Source organism: Amycolatopsis sp. NPDC114504, assembly GCF_055633595.1.
This window is the reverse complement of the sequence record NZ_JBVKDU010000003.1, coordinates 1,736,958-1,759,345: the sequence shown is the minus strand read 5'-3', so window position 1 is coordinate 1,759,345 and position 22,388 is coordinate 1,736,958. Positions and strand designations below refer to the sequence as shown.

Below are 22,388 nucleotides of genomic sequence, written 5' to 3'. Positions count from 1 at the left end.
GTGGAGAAGCAGCTCAAGGCCAAGGACATGGAGCTGGAGCTGACCGAGAAGGCCAAGTCCTTGCTCGCGAAGCGCGGCTTCGACCCGGTGCTGGGCGCGCGGCCGCTGCGTCGCACGATCCAGCGCGAGATCGAGGACCAGCTGTCGGAGAAGATCCTCTTCGGCGAGGTCGAGCCGGGTCAGATCATCCTGGTCGACGTCGAGGGCTGGAGCGGCAACCCCGAGGACAAGGACGACCAGGCCAAGTTCACCTTCCGCGGTGAGCGCAAGCCGTCGTCGGTCCCGGACGCCCCGCCGGTCAGCATCGGCGCGGGCCACGAGGAGCAGGGCGGCGAAGCCGAGAACGAGTGATCGGCTGAGCTAGGACGTACGAAGGGCGGTTCCCCGGAAGGGGAGCCGCCCTTCTGCATTCCGGCCGCATGAGACGATGCCCGCGGGGCTTGGGAGGGGAATCCGCGTGGACGTGCTGTCGATCGACTTCGGGACTTCCAGCACCGTCGGTGTCCTCTCCGCCTTCGGGCGGGGGCCGCGGGCGGTCGAGGTCGATGGGTCCGTCACCCTGTCCTCCGCCGTCTTCGCCGGCGATGATGGCCTGCTCGTCGTCGGGCAGGATGCCGAACGGCGGGCGCGGCTCGATCCCAGCCGCTTCGAACCCAATCCCAAGCGGCGCATCGACGAAGGCGTCCTGCGGCTCGGTGATTCCACGGTGGACATCACCGACGCCTTCGCCGCCGTGCTGCGCAGGATGGGTGAGGAAGCCGAACGGCAGCTCGGCCGGCCGCCCGCGCAGACGCGGATCTCGCACCCCGCCGGCTGGGGCGTCACGCGGCAGGAGGCGATCCGGACCGCCGCCGCCAAGGCCGGGTTCACCGATGTCCGGCTCATTCCCGAGCCGGTCGCCGCGGCCGCGCACTACGCCAGTGTCGGCCACCGCCACCTCGGCCCCATCGGCGTCTACGACCTCGGTGCCGGCACCTTCGACTGCGCCGTCGTCGGCGTGTCCCGGCAGGGTTTCGCCGTGCTCGCCGAGGGCGGCCTGCCCGACCTCGGCAGCCTCGACATCGACCAGGCGCTGCTCGTCCACATCGGACGCTCGGTCTCGCACGCCGATCCGGCGCAGTGGCAACGGCTCCTCCGCCCACAGTCCACAGCGGACCGCCGCAACCGGCGCGCGCTGCTGCAGGACGTCCGGGACGCCAAGGAAAGCCTTTCCCGCCACACGCAGACCCACGTGCCGATGCCCGAGCCGTTCGGTGACGTCCTGGTCAGCCGCGACGAGCTCGAAGCGCTCGTGCGGCCCAGCCTGCTGCGCAGCGCCGAACTGCTCGCCGCGACGATCCACCGCGCCGGCCTGACCCCCGCGCAGCTCGCCGGCGTCTACCTCGTCGGCGGGCCGAGCCGGATGCCGCTGCTGGCGACGCTGCTCGAGCGGCAGCTCGGCATCGCGCCGACCACGCAGGACCAGCCCGAGACGGCCGTCGCGTTCGGGCTCCACCACGTGCCGCTGGAGAACACCGCCGACCTCACCGTGCCCGCGTTCGCGCCGGTCCGCCCGCCCGTGACGCCGCCGCGTCCCCAGCCCTGGCCGCAACACCAGCAGCAGCACCAGCCGGTCCCGCCGCCTCGGTACGCGCCGCCGCCGGAGCCGGAGACGAACACCAAGCTGTGGTTCATCGCGCTCGCGGTGCTCGTGGTCGTCGCGATCACGGTGACGGTGGTCGTGCTCGTCGTCTGACTGCTTACCAGGCCTGGTCCATCCGCGGGCCCTGGCGGTAGAAGTCATCGTCGGCCAACGGTCCCGGCGGCGGTGCGACGGCCGGAGCCTCGGCCGAACGGTCCTGGAGCACCGCGTCGTCCCGCTCGGCACGCCGCGGCGCGGGAGACGGCGCCGGTTCGAACTGCGCCCGCCAGCGCAACCGGTCCATCAGGTAGCCGCCGCTGCCCAGGGGCGCCAGCAGCTGCCCGGTCCGCTTCGCCGAGTCCCGCTGCGCTTCGACGTAGGTCCGCAGCACGGCCTCGGCGATCTCGTCCGGCGACATCCGCGAGACGGCGTCGCTGAGCCGCAGGCGGGTCAGCACGCCGTCGGTGTTGACCGACAGCGAGACTGCGCCGTCGGCGGACGTCGCCGTCGCCGTCAGCGCGGCCAGCTCGCTCAGGAGGGACTCGCGGTCGGGTTGGTCAGCCATCGTCACCTCTTGTTCCGGGCGGGGGTCTCGCCATGTAAACACCGTTCAGTCGCCCGTCAGGGTGATTCACGGACGGTGTGCCCCAGATCACGAAAGCGGCCGCCGTACCGCCGAACGGGCGAATGTCGTACGTGTCAGGGGTGGCCGGCGCTCCTACCTGCATGAGCACACTCACGAAGCCCCGCGCGCCGACCGTGCGGAGGCAGCTGCGCGAGGCGAAACGCTTCTCCTGGACGGGGTTCGGGGTCACGGTCGCGGCGTCGCTGCTCGGCACGCTCGTCCCGGCGGCGATCGGTGCCGGGACGACCGCGACGCTGGTTTCGACGCTGGTGGTCACCGTGCTGGCGGCCGGCGGGTTCACCGCCAAGGACGGCAGCGCCGCCCGCGGGATCAAGGCGATCGCGATCGTGCTGCTGGCCGCGGGCGCGCTGGTCCTGACGATCACCGGGGTGACCGTGCTCGACGTCGTGCGCGGTGGCCCGGCGACGTTCCCGGTGGTGCCGGCCGCGGACCCGGCGGCGGTGCTGGTCCCGGAGTCGGTCGCCTGCGGCACGACGCCGGTGCACACGACGACGACCTGCGCGGTGGCGGTCCGCAGTGTCGGCGCCGGCCCGCTGCGGGTCAGCGGGACCACGCTGGACAGCGAGGAGTTCGCGGTGGACGCGAGCGAATGCGTCGGCGCCGAGGTGGCGCCGGGCAGGCGGTGCACGCTGGTCGTGAGCTTCACGCCGGCCAGGAGCGGCGACCGGGTGGCGGACCTGACGGTGCATCACAACGTTCCGGGCCCGGCGGCGTTCGTCGAGCTCACCGGCCGCGGTGGCTAGTCGACGCCGATCCGGGCCGTCCGCGCCACCCAGACGTGCAGGAGCGCGGAAACGGCCGCCAGCAGCAGGATCCGGTAACCGCCCAGGATGCCGGTGACGTTGTAGACGACCGCCAGCGCCAAGGGCGCCAGCGTGGCGGTCAGCACGATCGGCACCTTCGGCCACATGCGCGTCAGGCTGACGACGAACCAGGTGACCAGCGCTGACCCGGCGACGGTCGCGAGGAAGATGACCAGGCCGAACAGCCAGATGGCGAACGCGCACATCGAGTTGCCGTCGGCGCACAACCCGTCGTAGCGGCCGGACATCGCGACCCAGAAGACGCCGGTGGCGGCGCCGGTGAGCAGGCCCGTCACCCCCACCGCGACGAGTACCCGCGAGTCGGCGGGCCGGGTGGTCAATGCTCCGCGCCCGCGCTGACGGCGAGGTCCTCCGTGGTCTTCAAGGCCGTGTCCACCAGCACTTCCAGCGCGTCGGCGATGCGGTCCACCCCCAGTGACGGCGCGGCCTTGCCGGACGCCGCCACCTGCTCGGGGCTGAACGGGACGTGCACGAACCCGCCGCGCACGTCCGGCAGCGTCGACAGCAGGTGCATCAGCCCGTAGAAGACCTGGTTGCACACGTACGTCCCGGCGGTGTGGGACACCGAAGCCGGCACCCCGGCCGTGCGCATCGCCGCCACGCACGCCTTCACCGGCAACGTCGTGAAGTACGCCGCCGGGCCGCCGTCGACCACCGGGACGTCCACCGGCTGCGCGCCCGCGTTGTCCGGGATGCGGGCGTCGAGCAGGTTGATCGCGACGCGCTCCGGCGTCACCTCGAGACGCCCGCCCGCCTGGCCGACGCAGACCACCAGCGACGGCCGGTGCTCCTCCACCGCCCGCCGCAGCGTGGGCAGCGACGCGGCGAACTCGCACGGCAGCTCCACCGCGGCGACGTCGTCCCGGCGCGCGCCGAGCAGCGAAACCGCCTGCCACGACGGGTTCACCGACTCCCCGCCGAACGGCGCGAACCCCGTCAGCAACACCCTGGCCATTCGTCCTCCCCAAAACGCCGTGAAGGCCACCCTACGACCGCGGGGTGGCCTTCACGAAGAGACGGACTCAGGCGGCGGGCTTCAGGTCGCCCGGGAAGAGGTACTGGTCGGCGGGCTTGCCGGCGCCGTACACCCACGCGTCGAAGAACCCCTGGAGGTTCTGGTGCGCGACCTTCTCGGTGTACCGCTGGAACTCCTGCATGCTCGCGTTCCCGTCCCGGTGCAGCGACGGCCAGGTCTTGATGACCCGGTCGAACGCGGCCTGGCCGACGTAGCTGCGCAGCGCGTGCAGCATCATCGGGCCCTTGGAGTAGACGGACGTGAACTCCTTGCCGGCGCCCATGTCGTACAGCTTGCCGTTCCAGAAGTTCACGGAAGCCTTCTTGACGTCGTCCGCGTACTGCTTGTTCAGGTCGACGCCCTCCTTGGCCTCGTCCCACAGCCACGTCGCGTAGGAGGCGAAGCACTCGTTGAGGCAGACGTCGCGCCAGTGCGACACGGCCACCGAGTCGCCGTACCACTGGTGGGCGTTCTCGTGGACGATCGTCGGCACCGTGCCGGCCCAGCCCGCGGAGTAGATCGGCCGGCTCATCGTCTCGAGCGAGAAGCCGATCTGCTCGTTGAGGAAGATGCCGCCCGCCGCGTCGATCGGGTACTTGCCGAACTTCGACTCGAGGAAGTCGAGGATCTCCGGCAGCTTCGCCTCGGCCTGCTTCGTCGAGTCGGGGACGCCAGGGGCGAACGCGCTGACGATCGGGGTGCCGTCCTTGCGCTTCTGCTTGTCGAAGGTCCACTTGTCGATCGCGACCGTCGTCATGTACGGCACGATCGGCGTTTCCTCGGCCCAGACGTGTGTGGTGCCGCCGCCCGGCGCCTTGAAGGACGGCTTCTCGCGGCCGTTCGCGATGACGCCCCACTCGTCGGGCACGGTGATCGCGAGGTGGAACGTGGCCTTGTCGAGCGGGGTGTCGTTGACCGGGTACCAGGTGGCGGCCGACTTGGGCTCGCCGGCCGCGAACGCGCCGCCCGCCTGGGCGTACTGCCAGCCGTTGTTGCCGAGCGACGGGTCGTCGATGGGCTCGGGCACGCCGTGGTAGTCGATCTTGACCTCGAAGTGCGCGCCGCGTCGCAGCGACCGCGACGGCGTGATGACCAGCTCGTGGTCGCCGGTCCGGCTGAACTTCGCGCCGCGGCCGTCGACCTTCACCGAGTCGACGGTCAGGCCGCGCAGGTCGAGGTTGAACGAACTGAGCGACTGCGTGGCCCGCGCGGAGATGTCCTGCGTGCCCTTGAGCTGGTGCGACGCGGGGTCGTAGCTCACCCGCAGGTTGTAGTCGGCGATGTCGTAGCCGCCGTTGCCGTCCTGCGGGTAGTAGCTGTCGCCGGCGCCGTCACTGCCCGGCTGCGCGGCGCCCCAGTCGTTCCCGGCGGCCGCGACTCCGCTGCTCAGGCAGATGCCGGTGAGCAGCGCGGCGGCGAGGACGACCGGTTTCTTGCCCCTCATGAACGCTCCTGTCCGTCTGGGTGGCCCTGGAACCGCAACGTATCGTCACGTACGTGCCACGCGGCGGTGTGACGTCGCATTTGTCCGGATAATCAACACTTCCGTCGGTGCCGCTCCGGCCATCCGCCCCCGGCACTCAGGTGCGGTCTGGAAAGCTGGACGCATGCGCGTTGCGCTGCTGGGCCCGTTGCGGGCGACCCACGACGAAGGCACGCCGATCGACATCGGCGGTGCCCGCCTCCGCATGCTCCTGGCCAGGCTCGCGCTGGACGCCGGAAGGGCCGTCCCGGCCGACGCGCTCGTCGACGGCCTCTGGGGCGCCGAGCCGCCCGCCGACGCCGCCAACGCCCTGCAGTCGCTGGTCTCGCGGCTGCGGAAGGCGCTGCCGGTGGCCGTCGAGTCGGGTCCGGGTGGCTACCGGCTTGCCGTCGCCCGCGAAGACATCGACGCCGAGCGGTTCGAACGGCTGGCCGCCGACGGCCGCCGGGAGCTCGCCGCGGGCCGGGACGCCCGCGCGGCCGAGCTGCTCGCCGAAGCTCTCGCGCTCTGGCAGGGCGGCGCGCTCGCCGACGTCCTCGACGCACCCTTCGCGCCCGCGCCCGCCCGTCGGCTCACCGAGCTGAAGGCCGAAGCGGCCGAAGACCGCTTCGAAGCGCTGATCCGGCTGGGCGAGCACACCGGCGTCCTCGCCGACCTGACCACCGCGGCCGACGCCGACCCGCTGCGCGAGCGGCTGGCCGGGCTGCGGATCCGCGCGCTGTGCGCGGCCGGGCGCCAGTCGGAGGCACTGGCCGTCTACACCGGAATCCGCCACACCCTGGCCGACCAGCTCGGCGTCGACCCGTCGGCCGAGCTGCAGGAGATCCACCTGGCCGCGCTGCGCGGCGAGTTCGCGCCGCCGTCGCCGGTGACCGACCGGCTGCCGACCCGCCTGACCACGTTCATCGGCCGTGACGACGAGCTCAAGCTGCTGGCCGAGCTGCTCGGCGGTGCTCGGCTGGTGACCCTGGCGGGCCCGGGCGGTGCGGGCAAGACGCGGCTGGCCACCGAAGCGGCGTCGCGGCACCCGGCGCACGCGCGCGGCCGCGTGTGGTTCGTGCCGCTGGCCGGCGTCCGCGACCCCGGCGACGTCGGCGGCGCGCTGCTCGCCGCGCTGGAGGTGCGCGACATCCGCAGCGCCGAAACCGAGGTGCGGCGGCGCCCGGACCTGCTCGGCCACGCCGTCGAGGTGCTGGCCGGCGGCGAAGCGCTGCTGGTGCTGGACAACTGCGAGCACGTCATCGACGCGGCCGCGACCCTGGCCGACGAGCTGCTGGGCCGCGTGCCCGGGCTGCGGATCCTCGCGACCAGCCGGGAGCCGCTGGCCATCACCGGCGAGGCGCTCTGCCCGCTCGGGCCGCTGCCCGTGCCCGCCGAACGCGCGGCGCCCGCCGAAGCCGCCGCGCTGGATTCGACGCGGTTGTTCCTCGACCGGGCGAGCGCGGTCCGGCCGGACTTCGTACTCGACGAGTCCACTGTGGACGACGTCGGCCAGATCTGCCGCCGGCTCGACGGGATGCCGCTCGCGCTGGAACTGGCCGCCGCGCGGCTGCGGTCGATGACGACGGCCCAGATCGCCGCCCGGCTCGGCGACCGGTTTCGGCTGCTGACCTCGGGCAGCCGCACCGCGCTGCCGCGGCAGCGCACCCTGCGCGCGGTCGTCGAATGGAGCTGGGACCTGCTCACCGAGCCGGAGCTGGTGCTCGCGCGGCGGCTCGCGGTGTTCCCCAGCGGTGCGCCCATGGAGGCCGTCGAGCGGGTCTGCGCGGACGAGCTGCTGCCCGCCGCCGACGTCCCGTACGTGCTCGGCACGCTGGTCGAGAAGTCCATCGTGGACACCGTGAACCGCGGCGGCGAGCCGCGGTACCGGATGCTGGAGACCCTGCGGGCCTACGCCGGCGAGCGACTGGCCGAGTCGGGCGAGCAGGACGCGTTCCAGCGAGCGATGGCGAACTACTACGTCGGCCTCGCCGAGTGGGCGGAACCGTTGCTGCGCACCGGCGACCAGCTGTCCGCGATCGACCTCTACGAGGCGGAGTCGGCCAACCTGACCGGCGCGCTGCGCACGGCGATCGAGCGGTCCGATGTGGACACTTCGGTGCGCTTGCTCAACGGGATGTTCTGGTACTTCACCATCCTCGGGCAGGGCGAACGGGCCGAGGAGTTCATCGACGCGGTGCTCGCCTTCGGCGACCGGCTGCCGCCGGACGTCAACGCGGCCTACCGCGCGATCGCGCGGCTGTTCAACCAGGTGCCGTCCCGGCTCCCGCTCGAAGGCGTCCGCGAGCTGGTCGACGACTGCGTCCGCACCGGTGCGGTGGGGAAGTACCCGGGCCTGGCCGTGGCACTGCCGATGCTGGCGTTCCTCGGCGGCGACCGCGAGCTGGCGATGCGGGAGGTGCACCGCGCGCAGGCCGACGAGAACGTCTGGATCCGCTCGGGCGGCTACTGGGTGGAGAGCTTCCTGCTCGACGACACCGGGGACGTCGAGGGCGCGGACCAGGCCCGTGACCGGGCGTACGCGGGATTCCGCGAGGTCGGTGACCGTTGGGGCACGGCGATGACGTTGAGCTTCAAGGCGAACGCGCTGTCCCAGGCCGGCGAGGGCGAGAGCGCGATCGAGGTGTACCAGCAGGGGCTGGCACTGTCGATGGAGCTGCGGTCGACCGAGGACGTCGTGCAGCACTGGTGGCGCCTGGCCGTCGAGCGCAGCCGCCTCGGGGACCTCGAGGGCGCCTGGCGTGACCAGGAGGCCGCCGAGCGCTACGCGCAGGGGAACGAGAACCCGCAGCAACGGGCGTTCCTGCTGTTCGGCCGGATCGAGCTGTACCTGCGCGGTGGGCAGCTGGCCGAAGCGCGCGGGGCGCTCGCCCAGCTCAAGGCGCTGACGTGGGAGGTCGCGTTCCCCGAGGGCATGGGCGAGGAGTGGGTCGGCGCGTTCGAAGGGCGGCTCGCGCTGGCCGAGCACCGGCCGGACGCGGCCGCGGCGCACCTGACCAAGGCCATCTCGGCGACCGGCGACCGTGGTGACATGCCGGACCTCGCCGGCGCGGTGGAGCTGCTGGCGCTGGTGCGCGGACAGCAGGGCCGGCCGGTCGAGGCGGCCCGCATGCTGGGCGCGTCGGCGCTGATCCGCGGCCGGTTCGACATGGGCAGCCCGGAGGTGCGCGAGCTGATCGCCCGGCTGCGCGCGGAGCTTTCCGACGCGCGGTACGAAGAGCTGATCGCCGAGGCACGCGCGATGTCCAAAGAGGACGCCATCGCGGCCGTTCACGCCGGAATGGGCTGAAGGGGACGTCCGCGCGGACGTCCCCTTCAGCTCCCCCTGGCGCGGGACACCCCCGTGCCCCCGCGCCTCACACCCGCCGGCGGTAGGCCCAGGTGGCCAGCGGGAAGAACACGATGACCGCGCCGGCCATCCAGGCGAGCGCGCCGGCCAGCGGACCGGCGACGGCGCCGCCGTTCATCAGGCCGCGCAGCGCGTTCGCCATCAGGCTCACCGGGCTGATGTCGGCCCACGCCCGCAGCCAGCCCGGCATCGTGGACGTCTGGACGAACACGTTGCTGCCGAACGTCAGCGGCATGATGAAGACGAACATCAGCGCCTGCGCCGCGCCCGGCGACTTCATGATCATGCCGACGAACACCGAGCCCCAGCAGAAGCAGAGCCCGAACGCCAGCGCGAGCAGGATCGCCACGGCGAACTCGCCGGGGCTGGTCGCGATCCGGTAGCCCATGATCGTCGCGACCACCATCAGGACGGTCAGGCAGACGACGTAGCGCACGACGTCGGCCAGTACCGCGCCGATCAGTGGTGCCGACCTCGCGATCGGCATGCTGCGGAAGCGGTCGAACACGCCCTTGGTGATGTCGGTGTTGAGGTTCGTGCCGACCGTGAGACACGCCTGCAGGATGTTCATCACGATGATGCCGGGGACGACCATCTGCAGGTAGGCGTCGGTCGAGCCGGACAGCGCGCCGCCGAAGAGGTACACGAACATCACCAGGAAGATGATCGGCATCAAGGTGACGTCGGCGAGCTGCTCGGGGTTCTTGCGGATCTTCAGGATGCCGCGCCAGGCCAGCGAAAGCGCGTGCTGGAAACCCTTGGCGGGGCTGATGTGCCGCGGCGGAGCCGGGCGGTCGAGCGCCAGCGTCGTCATGCCAGGCTCCCTTCGAGGGTCTTGTCCTCAGTGGACTGTTCGGCGGTGTGCCCGGTCAGGGCGAGGAACACCTCGTCGAGGCTGGGCAGCCGCAGCGCCAGCTCGTCCGCGGTGATCCCGGCTTCGTCCAGCTTGCGGACCAGGGTGGACAGCAGCACCGGGTCGTTGACCGGCGCGGTGAGCAGCCCGGTCGCGTTGTCGCGGGTCGGGTGCACGCCGGTGAGGTCGCCGAGGATCCGGTTGACGGCGTCCATGTCGGACAGCTGGGTCGGCCGGACCTGCAGCGTCTGGCCGCCGACGCGGCGCTTGAGCTCGTCGGCGCGGCCGTCGGCGACGACGCGGCCGTGGTCGAACACGGTGATCTTGTCGGCCAGCTGGTCGGCCTCCTCGAGGTACTGCGTGGTCAGCAGCACCGTCGCGCCCTCGGCGACGAGGTTGCGGACGACGTCCCAGACCTCGTTGCGGGCGTGCGGGTCGAGCCCGGTGGTCGGCTCGTCGAGGTAGAGCACCTCGGGCCCACCGACGAGGCTGGCCGCCAGGTCGATCCGCCGTCGCATGCCGCCGGAGTACGTCCGGATCGGCCGCTTGGCCGCGGCGGTCAGCTCGAACCGCTCGATCAGCTCGACGGCGCGCGCCTTCGACTGGGCGCGGGAGTGGCCGTACAACCGTCCGATGAGGACGAGGTTCTCGATCCCGTTGAGGTCCTCGTCGACCGACGCGTACTGCCCGGTCAGGCCGATCAGGCTGCGGACCCGCACCGGGTCGGTGACGACGTCGAAGCCGCCGACGGTCGCTCTGCCGGAGTCGGGTTTCATCAGCGTCGCCAGGATGCGGACGGCGGTCGTCTTGCCCGCGCCGTTGGGCCCGAGCACCCCCACGACCTGCCCGAACGGGACCTCGAGGTCCACCCCGTCGAGCGCCTTGGTGTCCCCGAAGTGTTTGACCAGGCCCTCGGCCTGGATCGCGTGCGACATGGGCGTTCCTCCTTCGCTGTCGCTTCCTGAGGATGACTTTGGACGACGGCGCTGGTAAGCCGCGCACAGCTCGCTGGCAGCGGCTGGCAGGCGCTGGTGGAGATCTTGTGGAGGTGTCGCCGGCACTCGGGTGGGGCGGCCGTCACATCGGCATACTCGGCACATGACCGTTGCGGAAGAGACGCGCGTCCGGCGGAAGTATCCGCTGGTCACGGCCCTGCTGGTGGTGCCGCTGGTACTGCTGGCGGCCCTGGTCGCGCTGCGCCTGATCGGCTACGACGGCGACTGGTACACCCTCGTCGCGCTGTCGCTGACGCCGTACGTGGCGGCCGCGGGTGCGCTGCTCGGCGGGCTGGCACTGGCCCTGCGGCGCTGGTGGGTCGGCGGGACCGCGCTGGTACTGGCGATCGTGCTGGCCGTCCTCGTGCTGCCCCGGCTGTCGGTGAGCGACCAACGCGAAGTGCACGGCAAGACACTGCGCGTGCTCGCTTCGAACCTGCTCTACGGCCAGGCGGACCCGAAGGCCGTCGTCGACCTGGTGCGTGAGCAGCGGATCGACGTGCTGAACCTGGTCGAGCTGACACCCCGTGCGGTCGACGGCCTGACCGCGGCCGGGCTGTTCCAGGCCCTGCCGTACCGGGTGCTGCACCCGGCGCCCGGCGCGTTCGGTTCGGGGATCGTGTCGCGCTTCCCCCTGAAGGAGGTCAACCTGACGGGTGATTCGGCGGCCAAGCAGCCGGGCGCGCAGGCCGACCTCGGCGACGGCGTGGTGGCCGAGATCGTCGCCGTGCACCCGATCTCCCCGGACGTCGACACCCCGCAGTGGGAGCGCGAGATCAAGGACCTCTCCCGCGCGGCCGGCGAGCACGGCTTGCGCATCCTGGCGGGCGACTTCAACGCGACCCTGGACCACGCGGCATTCCGGACGGTGCTCTCCCGCGGCTACAACGACGCGGCGGAGGAGCACGGCTCGGCGCTGACGCCGACGTGGCCGTCGTCATCGCCGGTGGTGACGATCGACCACGTGGTGGTCGACAACCGGGCGGCGGTCCAGGACTACCGGGTGTTCGACGTCGCGGGCAGCGACCACCGGGCCGTGTTCGCCGAAGTCCGGTTGCCTTAGCCCTGCGGTTCAGACGCCTCGGGCTGCGCTACGACCGGACCGAACGCAGCCGTCGGTGGGGCCGCCTCTTCAGAGGCGTTCGATGCGGTCGGCCTGCGGGCCCCGGTCGCTCTGACGCACCGCGTACCGGACCCGGTCACCCTTCTGCAGCGGCTCCGACCCCATGATCACGGACGCGTGGGCGAAGAGATCGTCGCCGCCTGCGTCCGGGGTGATGAAGCCGAAGCCGCGGTCGCTGTCGTAGCGCGCGACGACGCCCTCGCCGCCTCGTGCGGGCACGTCCCGCGCCGCCGGCCCCGCGGCCGCGGCAGGTGCCGACCGCTGCGGCGCCGTCTGGGGCTCGGCGCCCCGGACCAGGTGCACGTCGCGGGCCTGCGGGCCCTTGTCCCCACTGGCCACCTCGTAGGCGACGCGGTCGCCCTCCGCGAGCCACGTCAGCCCCTCGGCCAGGGCCCGGGCGTGAACGAAGACGTCCCCGGCGCCGGAGTCGGGGTTGATGAAGCCGAAGCCCTTGTCCTCGTCGTACCAGGCCACCGTGCCGTCAGCACCGTCCGCGACACCGGCCGCAGCGGGTGAGCCGGCCCCTGCTCCCAGCGGGATCACGTGCTCGGCCTGCGGGCCGCGCTCGCCTTCGACGATCAGGAAGGCCACCCGCTGCCCCTCGGTGAGCACGCCGCCGGTCACGATGGCGGAGCTGTGCACGAAGATGTCGGCGCCGCCGCCGTCCGGCGACGCGAAGCCGTACCCCTTGCCCGGCTCGTACCAGTTGACGGTGCCGAGCAGGCCCACGGCGCTGCCGGTGGCCGCATCGGCGGTGACGCGAACGCGCAGCGCCTGGGGCCCGCGGTCGTTCTCGCCGACCTCGAACACGACGACCTGACCCTCGCGGAGCAGTTTCGCGCCGCCGTCCCCGACGATCTCGGAGGCGTGCACGAACACGTCCGGCGAGCCGTCCTCGGGCGCGAGGAAGCCGAAACCCCGTTCGGCGTCGAACCAGCGGACGGTCCCTTGCGGCATCAAAGTCTCCAGGTCGAGAGGGCGGGCACTGGCCCCCAGTCTCTCTGACAGACCTCCGGTCCGTCGCGCCGGGCCCACCGGCGGGCGGTGCGGAGCCAGGGGCGGGCCGTTGGTTCACCTGGCGACACGCCGAGTTTCGAGACCAGGTCTTAGCCGAGGAGCGCGGTGAGCGTTTCCAGGGCGCCGGCCGCGATCGAGACGCCCCGGTTGTGCCGGATCTCGGGTTCGCGGGGGTTGATGCGGATCAGCGCGCCGCTCGCCGCGCTCGCCAGTTCGGCGTAGCGGCGGACCGTCGGGATCGCCTGGCCCGCGCCGATCTCCACCACCACGAGGTCACGGGCCGTGCGGCGCCACGCGGTCAGCTCGTGGAGCTGGGCCTGGCCGCGGTCCGGGACCCACGCGTCGTCGCCGAACATCAGGATGTTGGGGCGCGCCAGGCCGCCGCAGCGGGGGCACGACGGCAGTGGCGGTACCGCGCGCATCGTCTCTTCGTCGATCACGACGTCTTCGGCGGGCGCCGGCCAGATCTCGCGGGTGCACTCGCTGAGGCACTGCAGGTGGTGGATCGAGCCGTGCACCTCGGAGACGAGCCCGAAGCCCGCCTCCTGGAACTGTCCGTCCACATTGGACGTGAACACGCCGGTGCCGCCGGGCAGGCGTGAGCCCAGCTCGAGCAGCAGGCGGAAACCCTCGTGCGGCACCGTCTTCCGGTAGAGCGCGAGCCGGTGGCCGTAGAACCCCCAGGCCAGCTCGGGGTCGTCGGCGAAGTGCCGCGGGTCGGCCAGCTCCTCGAACCGCAGCCCGAGGCGCGCGTACGGCGGATACGCGCGCCAGAACCCTTCGCCGCCGCGGAAATCCGGCAACCCGGAGTCGACGCCCATGCCGGCGCCGGCGCAGATCAGCAGCGTGCCGGCGCCGTCCAGGAGCTCCGCGGCCCGCTCGAGAGCGTCACTCACCCGGCTGCGAACCGAGGACGACCTCGAACTCGAGCAGGTTCGCCCCGGTGGACACCGGCTTGGCGCGCTCGCCCGAGTGCGCGGCCGCGGCCGGGCCGCCCTTCGCCCACGCCTGGTACGCCTCCTCGGTCTCCCACTTCGTGTAGACGAAGTAGCGCGTCTCGCCGGAAACCGGGCGCAGCAGCTCGAACCCGAGGAAGCCGGGCTGCTGGTCGACGGCGTGCATCCGCCCGGCGAACCGCTTCTCCAGCTCGGGGCCGGCGCCTTCGGGGACCTCGATCGCATTGATCTTCACGACACTCATGGGTCCCACAGTAGTTGGACTGGAAGTGTGACCCGTGCCACTGTTGATGTCATGGGGAGTACCGAGCGCGACCTCGCCACCGATATCGCCCGGATCGTCCGAGCCACCGCCGACGAAGTCGCGGACGGCCAAGCCAACGAGCTGATCGAGCGGGTGACCGGCCACCTGGGGGCACCGCTGCCGGAAGTGGTGGTCGTGACCCGCAACTGGCCGATGTGGGAGCACGCCAACATCCAGCGCGGGGTCGACGCCTACCTCGCCGCGCACGGCACGGCCGTGGGCTGGTTCGGCATCGCGGGTGGCCAGCGCACGCACGAAGACCTCATCGGGATGCTCGCCACCGCGCGCAGCAGAGGGATGTACGAGCTCGGCTCGGTGGACTACACCACCACGGCGACCGGCCCGCACGACGCGACCGAAGCCGTCCAGCTGGGGCTGGTCGGCACGAGCGCGCCGGACGGTGAGCCGGTGCTGCTCGCCATCCGCGGGGCGACCCCGCAGTGGGGGCTCGAGCAGTGCCGGCTGGAGGTCCTCGCGACGTCCCGGGCGGTCGCCACCGAAGTCCGCAACCACGTCGAGCTGCTGATGGCCGAACACGACCTGCTGCGGGGGCAGGTGCTGGCCTTCGGCACCAGCGAGCACCGCGCGAACGAGCTGCTCACGTTCCTCCCGCGGCCGGCGTTGACCGGCGAGGAGGTCGTGCTGCCGGAGGGCGTGCTCGACGCGATCGAGCGGCACACGGTCGGCATCGCCGAACACGGCGAGCGGCTGCTGGCCGCGGGCCAGCACCTCAAGCGCGGGCTGCTGCTGCACGGCCCGCCCGGCACCGGCAAGACGCACACGGTCCGCTACCTGATGGGCCGCCTGCCGGAGACGACGGTGATCATCCTGACCGGCACGGCGATGCGGTTCGTGGGCAAGGCCGCGGAGCTGGCGCGGCGGCTGCAGCCGAGCGTCGTCGTGCTCGAGGACGTCGACCTGGTCGCGCAGGACCGCAGCTACGGGCCGCAGGTCCAGCCGCTGCTGTTCACCTTGCTCGACGCGATGGACGGCGTGGGCGGCGACGCGGACGTGACGTTCCTGCTGACGACCAACCGCGCGAGCGAGCTGGAGCGGGCCCTGGCCGACCGCCCGGGCCGCGTCGACCTGGCGGTGGAGATCCCGTTGCCGGACGCACCGGGCCGGCTGGCGCTGCTCCGCCTGTACTCGCGAGGGCTGAAGCTGACAGCGGACCTGGCCCCGATCGTGGCGGCGACGGAGGGAGTGACGGCGTCGTTCGCGAAGGAGCTGTTGAGGCGGGCGTCGCTGCTGTCGCTGGCCGCCCGCCCGGACGAGGACGTCGTGGTGGGCGACGAGGAGCTGACGAGGGCCCTGCGGGAGATGCAGGACGCGCGGAGTGCGTTGACGCGGTCTTTGCTGGGCGGCTCAGCTGCGCAGTGAGCCGGGGAAGAGGTCGGCGTCCGCGGGGAGCGTTGTCCCGCGGAACCACTCGTCGAAGAACGCCTTCAGGTTCTGCCCACTTACCTGCGTAGCCATCTTCTCGAAGTCGGCCCAGGTCGCGTTGCCGTGGCGGTAGTGGGATGGCCAGTCGTGCAGGAGGCGGTTGAATGCCGGGTCGCCGATTCGGCGGCGCAACGCGTGCAGCGCCAGGATTCCCTTGTTGTACACACCCTCGAACTCGTGACCCTGTCCCATGCCGACCAGCTTCTGCGCCCAGAAGTCCGTGCTGCCTCGGGTGATCTCGATCGCCGCTCGGTAGCGGTCGTCCAGGGTCTGGCCCTCGCGCTCGGCCCACAGCCACTGCGCGTACGACGCGAAACACTCGTTCAGGCAGATGTCCGACCAGTTCGTCAGCGATACCGAATCGCCGAACCACTCGTGGGCGTTCTCGTGCACCAGTGTCGGCAGGTCCGCCCACTTCGCGTACGTCGGCCGGGTCTGCGTCTCCAGCGAGAAACGGACGTCCTCGTTCAAGAAGATCCCGCCGGCCGCCGACTGCGGGTACGGGCCGAACTTGCTGCTCAGGAACGTGAGCACCTCCGGCAGGCGGTCGCCGATCGCGCGGCGGGCCTCGGTGCCGGGCGCGTACGCCGTGACCACCGGGGTGCCGTCCGGCAACGTCGACCTGTCGACACCGAACTTGCCGATCGCGATCGTCGTCAGGTAGCTCGCCACCGGGTTCGGCTCGGTCCACGTCCCCGGCGGGCCCTCGCGGCCGTTCGAAATCACCGTCCACCCGGCCGGGACGTGCGCGGTGAGCGTGAAGGACGCCTTGTCGCGCGGGGTCTCGTTCACGGGGTACCAGAACGCCGCCGAGTGCGGCTCGCCGACCATGTACGCGCCGCCGTCGGACGAGTGCTGCCAGCCGTTCTCGCTGCCACCGTCGTGCGGGGTCTTCGCCGGGTCGCCGCCGTAGCGGACGCGGGTGCGGAACGTCGTCCCGGCGCGGATCGGCGCCGCCGGCGTGATGACCAGCTCGAACGCCTTCTCGCGGGTGAAGCGGGCCGGCTGCCCGTCGACCTCGACGCTGTGGACGTCGAGCCCGCGCAGGTCGAGGTCGAACCGGCTGAGGTCCTGGGTGGCCTTCGCGGTGACCGTCGTGTCGCCGTCGAGGTGGCCGCTCGGCGGGTCGTAGGTCGCGTCGACGTGGTAGTTCAGCGCGTCGTACCCGCCGTTGCCGTCCTCCGGGTAGTACGGATCACCGGCGCCGGACGCGCCCGGCGCCGGGTGAATCGGCGCGGGCGGGGGCGGCGCCGTGACGGCGTCACCGCCGCAGGCCGCGGCGACGATCACCGCGGCGCAGACGGCGAGGGCAGCGAGTCGGCGGCGCATGCCCACCACCATAGGTGATGGATTGCGATCACTTGGTCACGTTCCGCACCTGCGGTTTTGTGGTTAGGTGGCCGCGTGCTCTGTTTCGGCGGCACCGGCGTGCCGATCGTTCTGCTCCACGGACTGATGGGTCGCGCGCGGACGTGGAGCCGCGTCGCGGAGTGGCTCCGGCCGTACGGCGCGGTGTACGGCCTCGACGCGCGAGGCCACGGCAGCGCGCCGCGTGTCGGGCCCTGGACGACCGAGCGGTTCACCGACGACGTCGCCGACGCGCTGCGGACGCTCGACGCCGGCCCGGCGGTGCTCATCGGGCACTCGATGGGCGGCCTGCACGCGTGGACGACCGCCGCGAAGTACCCCGAGCTCGTGCGCGCGGTGGTGTCCGAGGACTTCGCGCCGGACCAGCGCGGCCGGACCGTCGAGACGTGGCGCGGGTACTTCGAGAGCTGGCCGGTGCCGTTCAAGTCGCTCGACCACGTCCGCGAGTTCTTCGGCGACGCGGGCGAGTACTTCGCCGACTGCGTCGAGGAGCGTTCCGACGGGTTCCACCTGGTCGCCGACCTCGAGGACCTGTACGTCATCGCCGCCGAATGGGGCCGCCGGGACTACTGGGACGTCGTCGACGCGATCCGCTGCCCGCTGCTGCTGGTCGAGGGCGAGCACACGGCGATGCCCGCCGGTCAGCAGGCGGCGGTCGCGGCGCGGGTGCCGGGCGCGAAACACCTGGTCGTGCCCGGCTCGGCACACCTGCCCCACGACGAAGCCCCGGAGACCTACCGGGGTGCCGTGGAAGCCTTCCTGAGCCAGGTCCTGGCTCGCTAGGCGCGAGACAGGTCCGCCCGCCAAGCCGCGGTGGAGCGGTCCGCCGGGACGATCAGCGGCCAGACGTCCGCGCCGAGGAAGCCGGTCTCGTCCGTCGCCTTCGTCGCGGTGCACGTGTGGCGCGGCAGCCCGGCCTGAACGGACAAAGCGGCCACCGCGTCCTTTGTGGACTTACCGAACACGCCGTCGGTCGGCACGTCGAACCCGGACGTCCGCAGGAACCGCTGGGCCAGCTGCACCTGGCGACCCGCGTCGCCCGGCTTCAGCAGCGGCCACTCGGCCTCGGCGCGGGCCACCGAGACGCCGAGGACGCGGCCCACCGCCGTCCGCAGCTCCGGGAGCCGGTTGTAGAGCACCGTGCCGGGGCACTCGGTCGAGTTGAAGTCGCGGTGGCCCTTGATGAACTCGGGCGCGATGCCGTACTGGTGCGCGATGTAGGCGACCAGGCCCACCAGCGAGTCCCACAGCGCCTGCGGCACGTCCACCGTGCTGTACAGGCCCTCGTTCTCGATGCCGATGACCTCGCTGTTGTGGTTGCCGACGTTCGCGCCCTGCACGTGCTGGGTGCCGCCGCGCAGGATCTCCAGGCTGCGGTGCCTGCCTTCGGTGACGAACCCGCCGCGGCTGTTCGTGAACTGCTGGCCGCTGTCGATCCAGCCGTTCTTGTCCATGTGCAGGTCCTGGATGAACTTCGCGACGTAGAACGCGCGCGCCAGCGAGAAGTCGTTGTTCATCGGCGGATCGACAGCGTGGTGCACGACGATGTAGGTCGGCTTGTGGTTCTCCACGACGATCGGGCCGGTGGCGGCCCGTGCACCCCACTCGGAGGTGGGGTGGATCGTCGGCGTCGGCACGGCCGCGGCAGCCGTACCCGTGGTCGTCATCCCCAGTGCGCCGGCCGCGGTCGCGGTCATCCCCGCCTTGAGCAGGGTCCGGCGGTCAACAGTGACCATGCGGGAAAAGGTAGCTCCGCATCGCGCCGATGACAACTATTGACCAACTTTTGTTGTAGCGCGTTAGTGTTCGCCCGGCAGTGCGAAGAGCCCGTCGCGGGTCTGTTCGAGCAGGCCGTCGGCGAGCAGGGAGTCCAGGCAGCGGTCGCGCTGGCCGCCGTCGTGCCACACCAGGTCGAGGCGGGCCTTCTCCACCGGGCCCTCGGAACCGCGCAGGACGTCCAGCAGCAGCCCGCGGACCTGACGGTCGGTGCCGGCGAACTTCTGCACGGGCTTGGCCGGGCCCGCGTACTCCGGGCGGCCGGCGAGCTGCCACGCGCATTCGTCGTAAACCGGGCAGTCGGCGCACCGCGGCGCCCGCGCCGTGCAGATCAGCGCGCCGAGCTCCATGATCGCGGCGGAGAACTTCGCGGCGGGCGCGTCGTCAGCCGGCAGCAGTGCCTCGACGTCGTTCATGTCCCGGGTGTTCGACGCGGGCCCGGCGTCCCCGGCCCCGTGCACGGCCCGCGCGACGACCCGCCGCACGTTCGTGTCGACGACCGGCGCCCGCCGCCCGTAGGCGAACGCGGCGACGGCGCGGGCGGTGTAGGCCCCGATCCCGGGCAGCGCGAGCAGGGTGTCCACATCGGACGGCACGACGTCACCGTGGTCCCGCGCGATCACCCCGGCGGCTTCGTGGAGCCGCAGCGCGCGCCGCGGGTAACCGAGCTTGCCCCAGGCCCGCACGACCTCACCCTGCGACGACGCGGCCAGCGCGGAAGGCACGGGCCAGCGCGCCATCCACTCGTGCCAGATCGGCTGCACCCGCGCGACCGGCGTCTGCTGCAGCATGATTTCGCTGACGAGCACGCCCCAGGCCGAGCAGTCCGGCTCGCGCCAGGGCAGGTCCCGGCCGTGCGCGGAGAACCAGTCGAGCAGTACGTCAGCGTCCACAGCCACGCCGGGAGGCTACTTCGCGTGCTTCGGCAGCGCGCGAGCGACCTCGTCCGGCGACGGCATTTCCGCGATCTCCGCGGCGAGTGCGCGGGCCGCGTCGCGGCAGGAGGAGGTCTTCCGGGCCTGTTCAGCGATGGCGTCCGCGGTCAGCTCGCCGGGCAGGAGCCGCAGCGCGGCACCGGCGGCGACGAGCGCGTCGGCGTTCGCGAACTGGTCGGCGCCTTGGGGCAGGACCAGCTGCGGGACGCCGGCGGCGAGCGCACCGAGGGTGGTGCCGCTGCCGCCGTGGTGCACGACGAGGTCCGCCTGCGAGATCGCCGCCGCCTGCGGTACCCAGGCCCGGGCCGTCACGTGGGCCGGCTGCGGCCCGAGGGTCACCCCGCCGGTGGCCACCACGACGTGCGTGCCGAGCGCGGCCAGCCCCTCGATCGCCGTCTCGAGCACTTCCGGGGTGCCGAACGCGGTGCCGAGCGTCAGGTAGATCAGAGGGCGCCGGAAGTCGCCTGGCTCGGCGAAGGGCACCGGCCGCAGGGCGATCCGCTCGGCCGTCGCGAGGAAGTCCTTGTCCTGCAGGGACGGCGGGCAGATGTCCAGGTGCGTCCCGCCGGCCGGGCGTTCGAGTCCGATCCCTTCGGGGAACAGCCTGCCGAACCCGTGCCACAGGGCGGGGATCCCGGCGCGCCGCGCGGCGACGGCCACCTCCGGGACGCCCCACCCGTGCACGACGAGATCAGGCCGCAGCCGCTTCAGGTCCGGCTCGAGGTCTTCGGCGTAGATCTCGTAGAACGAGTCCGCGGGCCGGAACGGGCTGAGTCCGAGCCGGTCCAGCGGCGCGTGGACGTGCTCGCCGGCGGCGAAGTGCACCTCATGCCCGGCGTCCCGCGCCGCGACCGCGAGCGGGACCATCGGGTAGGTGTGGCCGGCCGACGCGAGCGCCGAGAAGAGGACGCGCAACGCCTACTTGACCTCGGTGAGCTTCCCGGTCTTCACGTCGTAGACGAACCCTCGGACGTTCTCCGTGTGGGGCAGGTACGCGCTGCGCCGCACCCGCTCCACCGACGTCCGGACGCTGTTCTCCACGTTGCGGAACGCCTCGACCGCCCAGGTCGGGCGCAACCCGGTCGCTTCCTCGAGCTCGTCCTTGAAGTCGTCCTCGGTGACCGTCGAGAGGCCGCACTCGGTGTGCTGGACGATCAGCACCTCGCGGGTGCCCAGCTTGCGCTGCGAAAGGGCCAGCGAGCGGATCATGTCGTCGGTCACCACGCCGCCCGCGTTGCGCAGGACGTGCGACTCGCCCTGGAGCAGGCCGAACAGCTCGAACACCCGGATCCGGGCGTCCATGCAGGTGAGGATGGCCACCTGCAGCGACGGCTTGGCCGACGAGCGGTCGCCCGGCGTCACTTCGCCGAGTTCCTGGTTGCGCTTGAGCAGAACGTCGATCGAGGTCATCGGTCACCTTCCGGCCAGTGGCCCCGCGGCGCGGGCGTACCACTTCATTTGACCTGGTGAGTACCCGTTCGAGCAATGCACTACGAGCTATGTCACGGGTCAGCCCCCGAACCAGGGCTCCTCGACCGTTCTAGGGGGTGCCGATGTGCGCCCGACGCGCAGCTCGGTCGGCAGCGTGATCACCTTCGGGGCGCTTCGCTCGCCCGAGCTGAGCAGCAGCCGTCCGGCCGTCTTGCCCTTTTCCAGCACCGGCTGGTGGACCGTGGTGAGCCCGATCCGCTCGGCCTCGGCGATGCCGTCGAAGCCGGTGACGGTCAGGTCCTGCGGCACCCGCAGCCCCCGCCGCTCGGCCTCGGCCATGGCGCCGAGCGCGAGGATGTCCGAGGTGCAGATCACCGCCGTGATCTGCGGATACGCGTCCAGCAGCTGGCGGGCGGCGGACGCGCCGTCGTCCACCGTGTGGTCGAACCGCTCGACCACCGGGACGCCCGCCCAGTCGACGCCGGCCGCCGAGAACGCCACGGCGAGGGCCTCGAGCCGGGTGCGCTGGACGTGGAAGTGCGCGCCGCTCTGGCGCGCCGGGGAGACGAAGTCGTCGTTGCGCTCGCGGGCCAGCCGCATGCAGATGACGCCGACCTGGCGGTGGCCGAGGGACACCAGGTGCTCGGCGATCTTGCCGACCGCCGCCGCGTCGTCCGGGCCGACACGGTCGATGCCCTCGATGCTCGGCTGGTCGATGATCACCGTCGGCACCGGCCGTTCCAGCACGGCGGCCAGGTGCGGGTCGTCGTCCGGCACGGAGTAGACGACGAAGCCGTCGACGCCCGCGCGGTGCACCGCGGCGACGTCTTCCCGGCCCGGGCTGGCCGGCACCAGGTGCAGGCCGACGCTGGCGTCTTCGCAGGCCAGGGCCAGTCCTTCGAGCACGCCGACGGCGGCGGGGTCGCGGAAGGCGTAGGAGAGGTTCTCGGTGAGCAGCAGCCCGACGGCGCCGGCCCGGCGGGTGCGCAGCGAGCGGGCGACGGGGTCGGGACCGGGGTAGCCGAGGCGCCGGGCGGTCTCGAGGACGCGGCGGCGCAGTTCCGGGGACAGCTGGTCAGGCCGGTTGTAGGCGTTGGACACCGTGGTCCTGGACACACCGAGCTCCGCCGCGAGCGACGCCAGTGTCGCCTGCCTCCGGGTGCGAATAGGACGTCCCATCAGCAAACCGTAACGGTTCAGATCGAATTCATGAAGAGACACCCCGGGTGGTCGATGTCTCGATCCGCAT

The 22,388-nt window shown here is 72.0% G+C and carries 20 protein-coding genes and 2 pseudogenes; 7 read left to right on the top strand and 15 right to left on the bottom strand.

The genetic code is table 11. From position 1 onward, the window contains the following. Positions 1 to 351: pseudogene (locus ACZ7PG_RS29870) on the top strand (NDP-hexose 4-ketoreductase); the annotation flags it as partial. Between the two features lie 106 nt (positions 352 to 457). Continuing rightward, positions 458 to 1,726 (top strand): annotated as a pseudogene (locus tag ACZ7PG_RS29865) (Hsp70 family protein); the annotation flags it as partial. A gap of 13 nt (positions 1,727 to 1,739) precedes the next feature. Here ACZ7PG_RS29865 and ACZ7PG_RS29860 read toward each other — a convergent pair. After that, the gene (locus ACZ7PG_RS29860) at positions 1,740 to 2,186 is read right to left on the bottom strand and encodes a YbaB/EbfC family nucleoid-associated protein (protein ID WP_470242366.1); all 447 of its coding nucleotides are present in this window, start codon (positions 2,184 to 2,186) and stop codon (positions 1,740 to 1,742) included. 161 nt (positions 2,187 to 2,347) lie between these two features. On the opposite strand from ACZ7PG_RS29860, the gene ACZ7PG_RS29855 reads away from it, so the two are divergent. Continuing rightward, complete coding sequence (locus tag ACZ7PG_RS29855) at positions 2,348 to 3,010, top strand: Ig-like domain-containing protein (protein WP_470242365.1); 663 nt, start codon at positions 2,348 to 2,350, stop codon at positions 3,008 to 3,010. On the opposite strand, the gene ACZ7PG_RS29850 is transcribed toward ACZ7PG_RS29855, so the two are convergent. From ACZ7PG_RS29850 to ACZ7PG_RS29840, 3 genes are all read right to left on the bottom strand, one after another. Beyond that, complete coding sequence (locus ACZ7PG_RS29850; protein ID WP_470242364.1) at positions 3,007 to 3,411, bottom strand: hypothetical protein; 405 nt, start codon at positions 3,409 to 3,411, stop codon at positions 3,007 to 3,009. The genes ACZ7PG_RS29855 and ACZ7PG_RS29850 overlap by 4 nt on opposite strands. Further along, positions 3,408 to 4,046: a pyroglutamyl-peptidase I gene (pcp, locus tag ACZ7PG_RS29845; RefSeq protein ID WP_470242363.1), complete on the bottom strand. Its 639-nt coding sequence runs from the start codon at positions 4,044 to 4,046 to the stop codon at positions 3,408 to 3,410. The genes ACZ7PG_RS29850 and pcp overlap by 4 nt, the downstream gene beginning before the upstream one ends. 67 nt (positions 4,047 to 4,113) lie before the next feature. Then, the gene (locus ACZ7PG_RS29840; protein WP_470242362.1) at positions 4,114 to 5,550 is read right to left on the bottom strand and encodes a M1 family metallopeptidase; all 1,437 of its coding nucleotides are present in this window, start codon (positions 5,548 to 5,550) and stop codon (positions 4,114 to 4,116) included. Positions 5,551 to 5,713: 163 nt separating this feature from the next. Here ACZ7PG_RS29840 and ACZ7PG_RS29835 point away from each other — a divergent pair, with 163 nt between their 5' ends. Beyond that, the gene (locus ACZ7PG_RS29835; protein ID WP_470242361.1) at positions 5,714 to 8,878 is read left to right on the top strand and encodes an AfsR/SARP family transcriptional regulator; all 3,165 of its coding nucleotides are present in this window, start codon (positions 5,714 to 5,716) and stop codon (positions 8,876 to 8,878) included. 67 nt (positions 8,879 to 8,945) lie between these two features. Here ACZ7PG_RS29835 and ACZ7PG_RS29830 read toward each other — a convergent pair whose 3' ends face one another. After that, positions 8,946 to 9,752, bottom strand: coding sequence for an ABC transporter permease (locus tag ACZ7PG_RS29830; RefSeq protein WP_470242360.1), 807 nt, complete (start codon positions 9,750 to 9,752; stop codon positions 8,946 to 8,948). Further along, positions 9,749 to 10,726: an ATP-binding cassette domain-containing protein gene (locus ACZ7PG_RS29825; protein ID WP_470242359.1), complete on the bottom strand. Its 978-nt coding sequence runs from the start codon at positions 10,724 to 10,726 to the stop codon at positions 9,749 to 9,751. The genes ACZ7PG_RS29830 and ACZ7PG_RS29825 overlap by 4 nt, the downstream gene beginning before the upstream one ends. Before the next feature lie 163 nt (positions 10,727 to 10,889). Between ACZ7PG_RS29825 and ACZ7PG_RS29820 the strand changes: the two genes are divergently transcribed. Further along, entirely contained in the window at positions 10,890 to 11,849 is a 960-nt protein-coding gene (locus tag ACZ7PG_RS29820) for an endonuclease/exonuclease/phosphatase family protein (protein ID WP_470242358.1), read from the top strand. Positions 11,850 to 11,918: 69 nt separating this feature from the next. On the opposite strand, the gene ACZ7PG_RS29815 is transcribed toward ACZ7PG_RS29820, so the two are convergent. From ACZ7PG_RS29815 to ACZ7PG_RS29805, 3 genes are all read right to left on the bottom strand, one after another. Further along, on the bottom strand, positions 11,919 to 12,866 hold the full coding sequence (locus ACZ7PG_RS29815; protein WP_470242357.1) for a cold-shock protein: 948 nt from the start codon (positions 12,864 to 12,866) through the stop codon (positions 11,919 to 11,921). A gap of 149 nt (positions 12,867 to 13,015) precedes the next feature. Next, entirely contained in the window at positions 13,016 to 13,822 is an 807-nt protein-coding gene (locus tag ACZ7PG_RS29810) for an SIR2 family NAD-dependent protein deacylase (RefSeq protein ID WP_470242356.1), read from the bottom strand. Next, entirely contained in the window at positions 13,815 to 14,126 is a 312-nt protein-coding gene (locus ACZ7PG_RS29805) for an antibiotic biosynthesis monooxygenase family protein (protein ID WP_470242355.1), read from the bottom strand. Before ACZ7PG_RS29805 ends, ACZ7PG_RS29810 begins: the two co-directional genes overlap by 8 nt. A gap of 51 nt (positions 14,127 to 14,177) precedes the next feature. Here ACZ7PG_RS29805 and ACZ7PG_RS29800 point away from each other — a divergent pair, with 51 nt between their 5' ends. Beyond that, positions 14,178 to 15,566 carry an AAA family ATPase gene (locus ACZ7PG_RS29800; protein WP_470242354.1) on the top strand — a complete coding sequence of 463 codons (1,389 nt, stop codon included), beginning with the start codon at positions 14,178 to 14,180 and terminating at the stop codon, positions 15,564 to 15,566. Here ACZ7PG_RS29800 and ACZ7PG_RS29795 read toward each other — a convergent pair. Beyond that, on the bottom strand, positions 15,552 to 16,958 hold the full coding sequence (locus tag ACZ7PG_RS29795; protein ID WP_470242353.1) for a M1 family metallopeptidase: 1,407 nt from the start codon (positions 16,956 to 16,958) through the stop codon (positions 15,552 to 15,554). The two genes, ACZ7PG_RS29800 and ACZ7PG_RS29795, sit on opposite strands and share 15 nt — an antisense overlap. A 75-nt stretch (positions 16,959 to 17,033) precedes the next feature. Here ACZ7PG_RS29795 and ACZ7PG_RS29790 point away from each other — a divergent pair, with 75 nt between their 5' ends. Next, the gene (locus ACZ7PG_RS29790; protein ID WP_470242352.1) at positions 17,034 to 17,780 is read left to right on the top strand and encodes an alpha/beta fold hydrolase; all 747 of its coding nucleotides are present in this window, start codon (positions 17,034 to 17,036) and stop codon (positions 17,778 to 17,780) included. Here ACZ7PG_RS29790 and ACZ7PG_RS29785 read toward each other — a convergent pair. From ACZ7PG_RS29785 to ACZ7PG_RS29765, 5 genes are all read right to left on the bottom strand, one after another. Beyond that, positions 17,777 to 18,733 carry a peptidoglycan recognition protein family protein gene (locus tag ACZ7PG_RS29785; protein ID WP_470242351.1) on the bottom strand — a complete coding sequence of 319 codons (957 nt, stop codon included), beginning with the start codon at positions 18,731 to 18,733 and terminating at the stop codon, positions 17,777 to 17,779. The two genes, ACZ7PG_RS29790 and ACZ7PG_RS29785, sit on opposite strands and share 4 nt — an antisense overlap. 63 nt (positions 18,734 to 18,796) lie before the next feature. Further along, positions 18,797 to 19,672, bottom strand: coding sequence for an HhH-GPD family protein (locus tag ACZ7PG_RS29780; RefSeq protein WP_470242350.1), 876 nt, complete (start codon positions 19,670 to 19,672; stop codon positions 18,797 to 18,799). 9 nt (positions 19,673 to 19,681) lie between these two features. After that, positions 19,682 to 20,623, bottom strand: coding sequence for a glycosyltransferase (locus ACZ7PG_RS29775; protein ID WP_470242349.1), 942 nt, complete (start codon positions 20,621 to 20,623; stop codon positions 19,682 to 19,684). 3 nt (positions 20,624 to 20,626) lie between these two features. Next, a complete protein-coding gene (locus ACZ7PG_RS29770; protein ID WP_364609734.1) occupies positions 20,627 to 21,118 on the bottom strand; it encodes a beta-class carbonic anhydrase in 492 nt (163 codons plus the stop codon). A gap of 99 nt (positions 21,119 to 21,217) precedes the next feature. Then, the gene (locus ACZ7PG_RS29765; RefSeq protein ID WP_470242348.1) at positions 21,218 to 22,318 is read right to left on the bottom strand and encodes a LacI family DNA-binding transcriptional regulator; all 1,101 of its coding nucleotides are present in this window, start codon (positions 22,316 to 22,318) and stop codon (positions 21,218 to 21,220) included. Positions 22,319 to 22,388 lie beyond the last annotated feature (70 nt).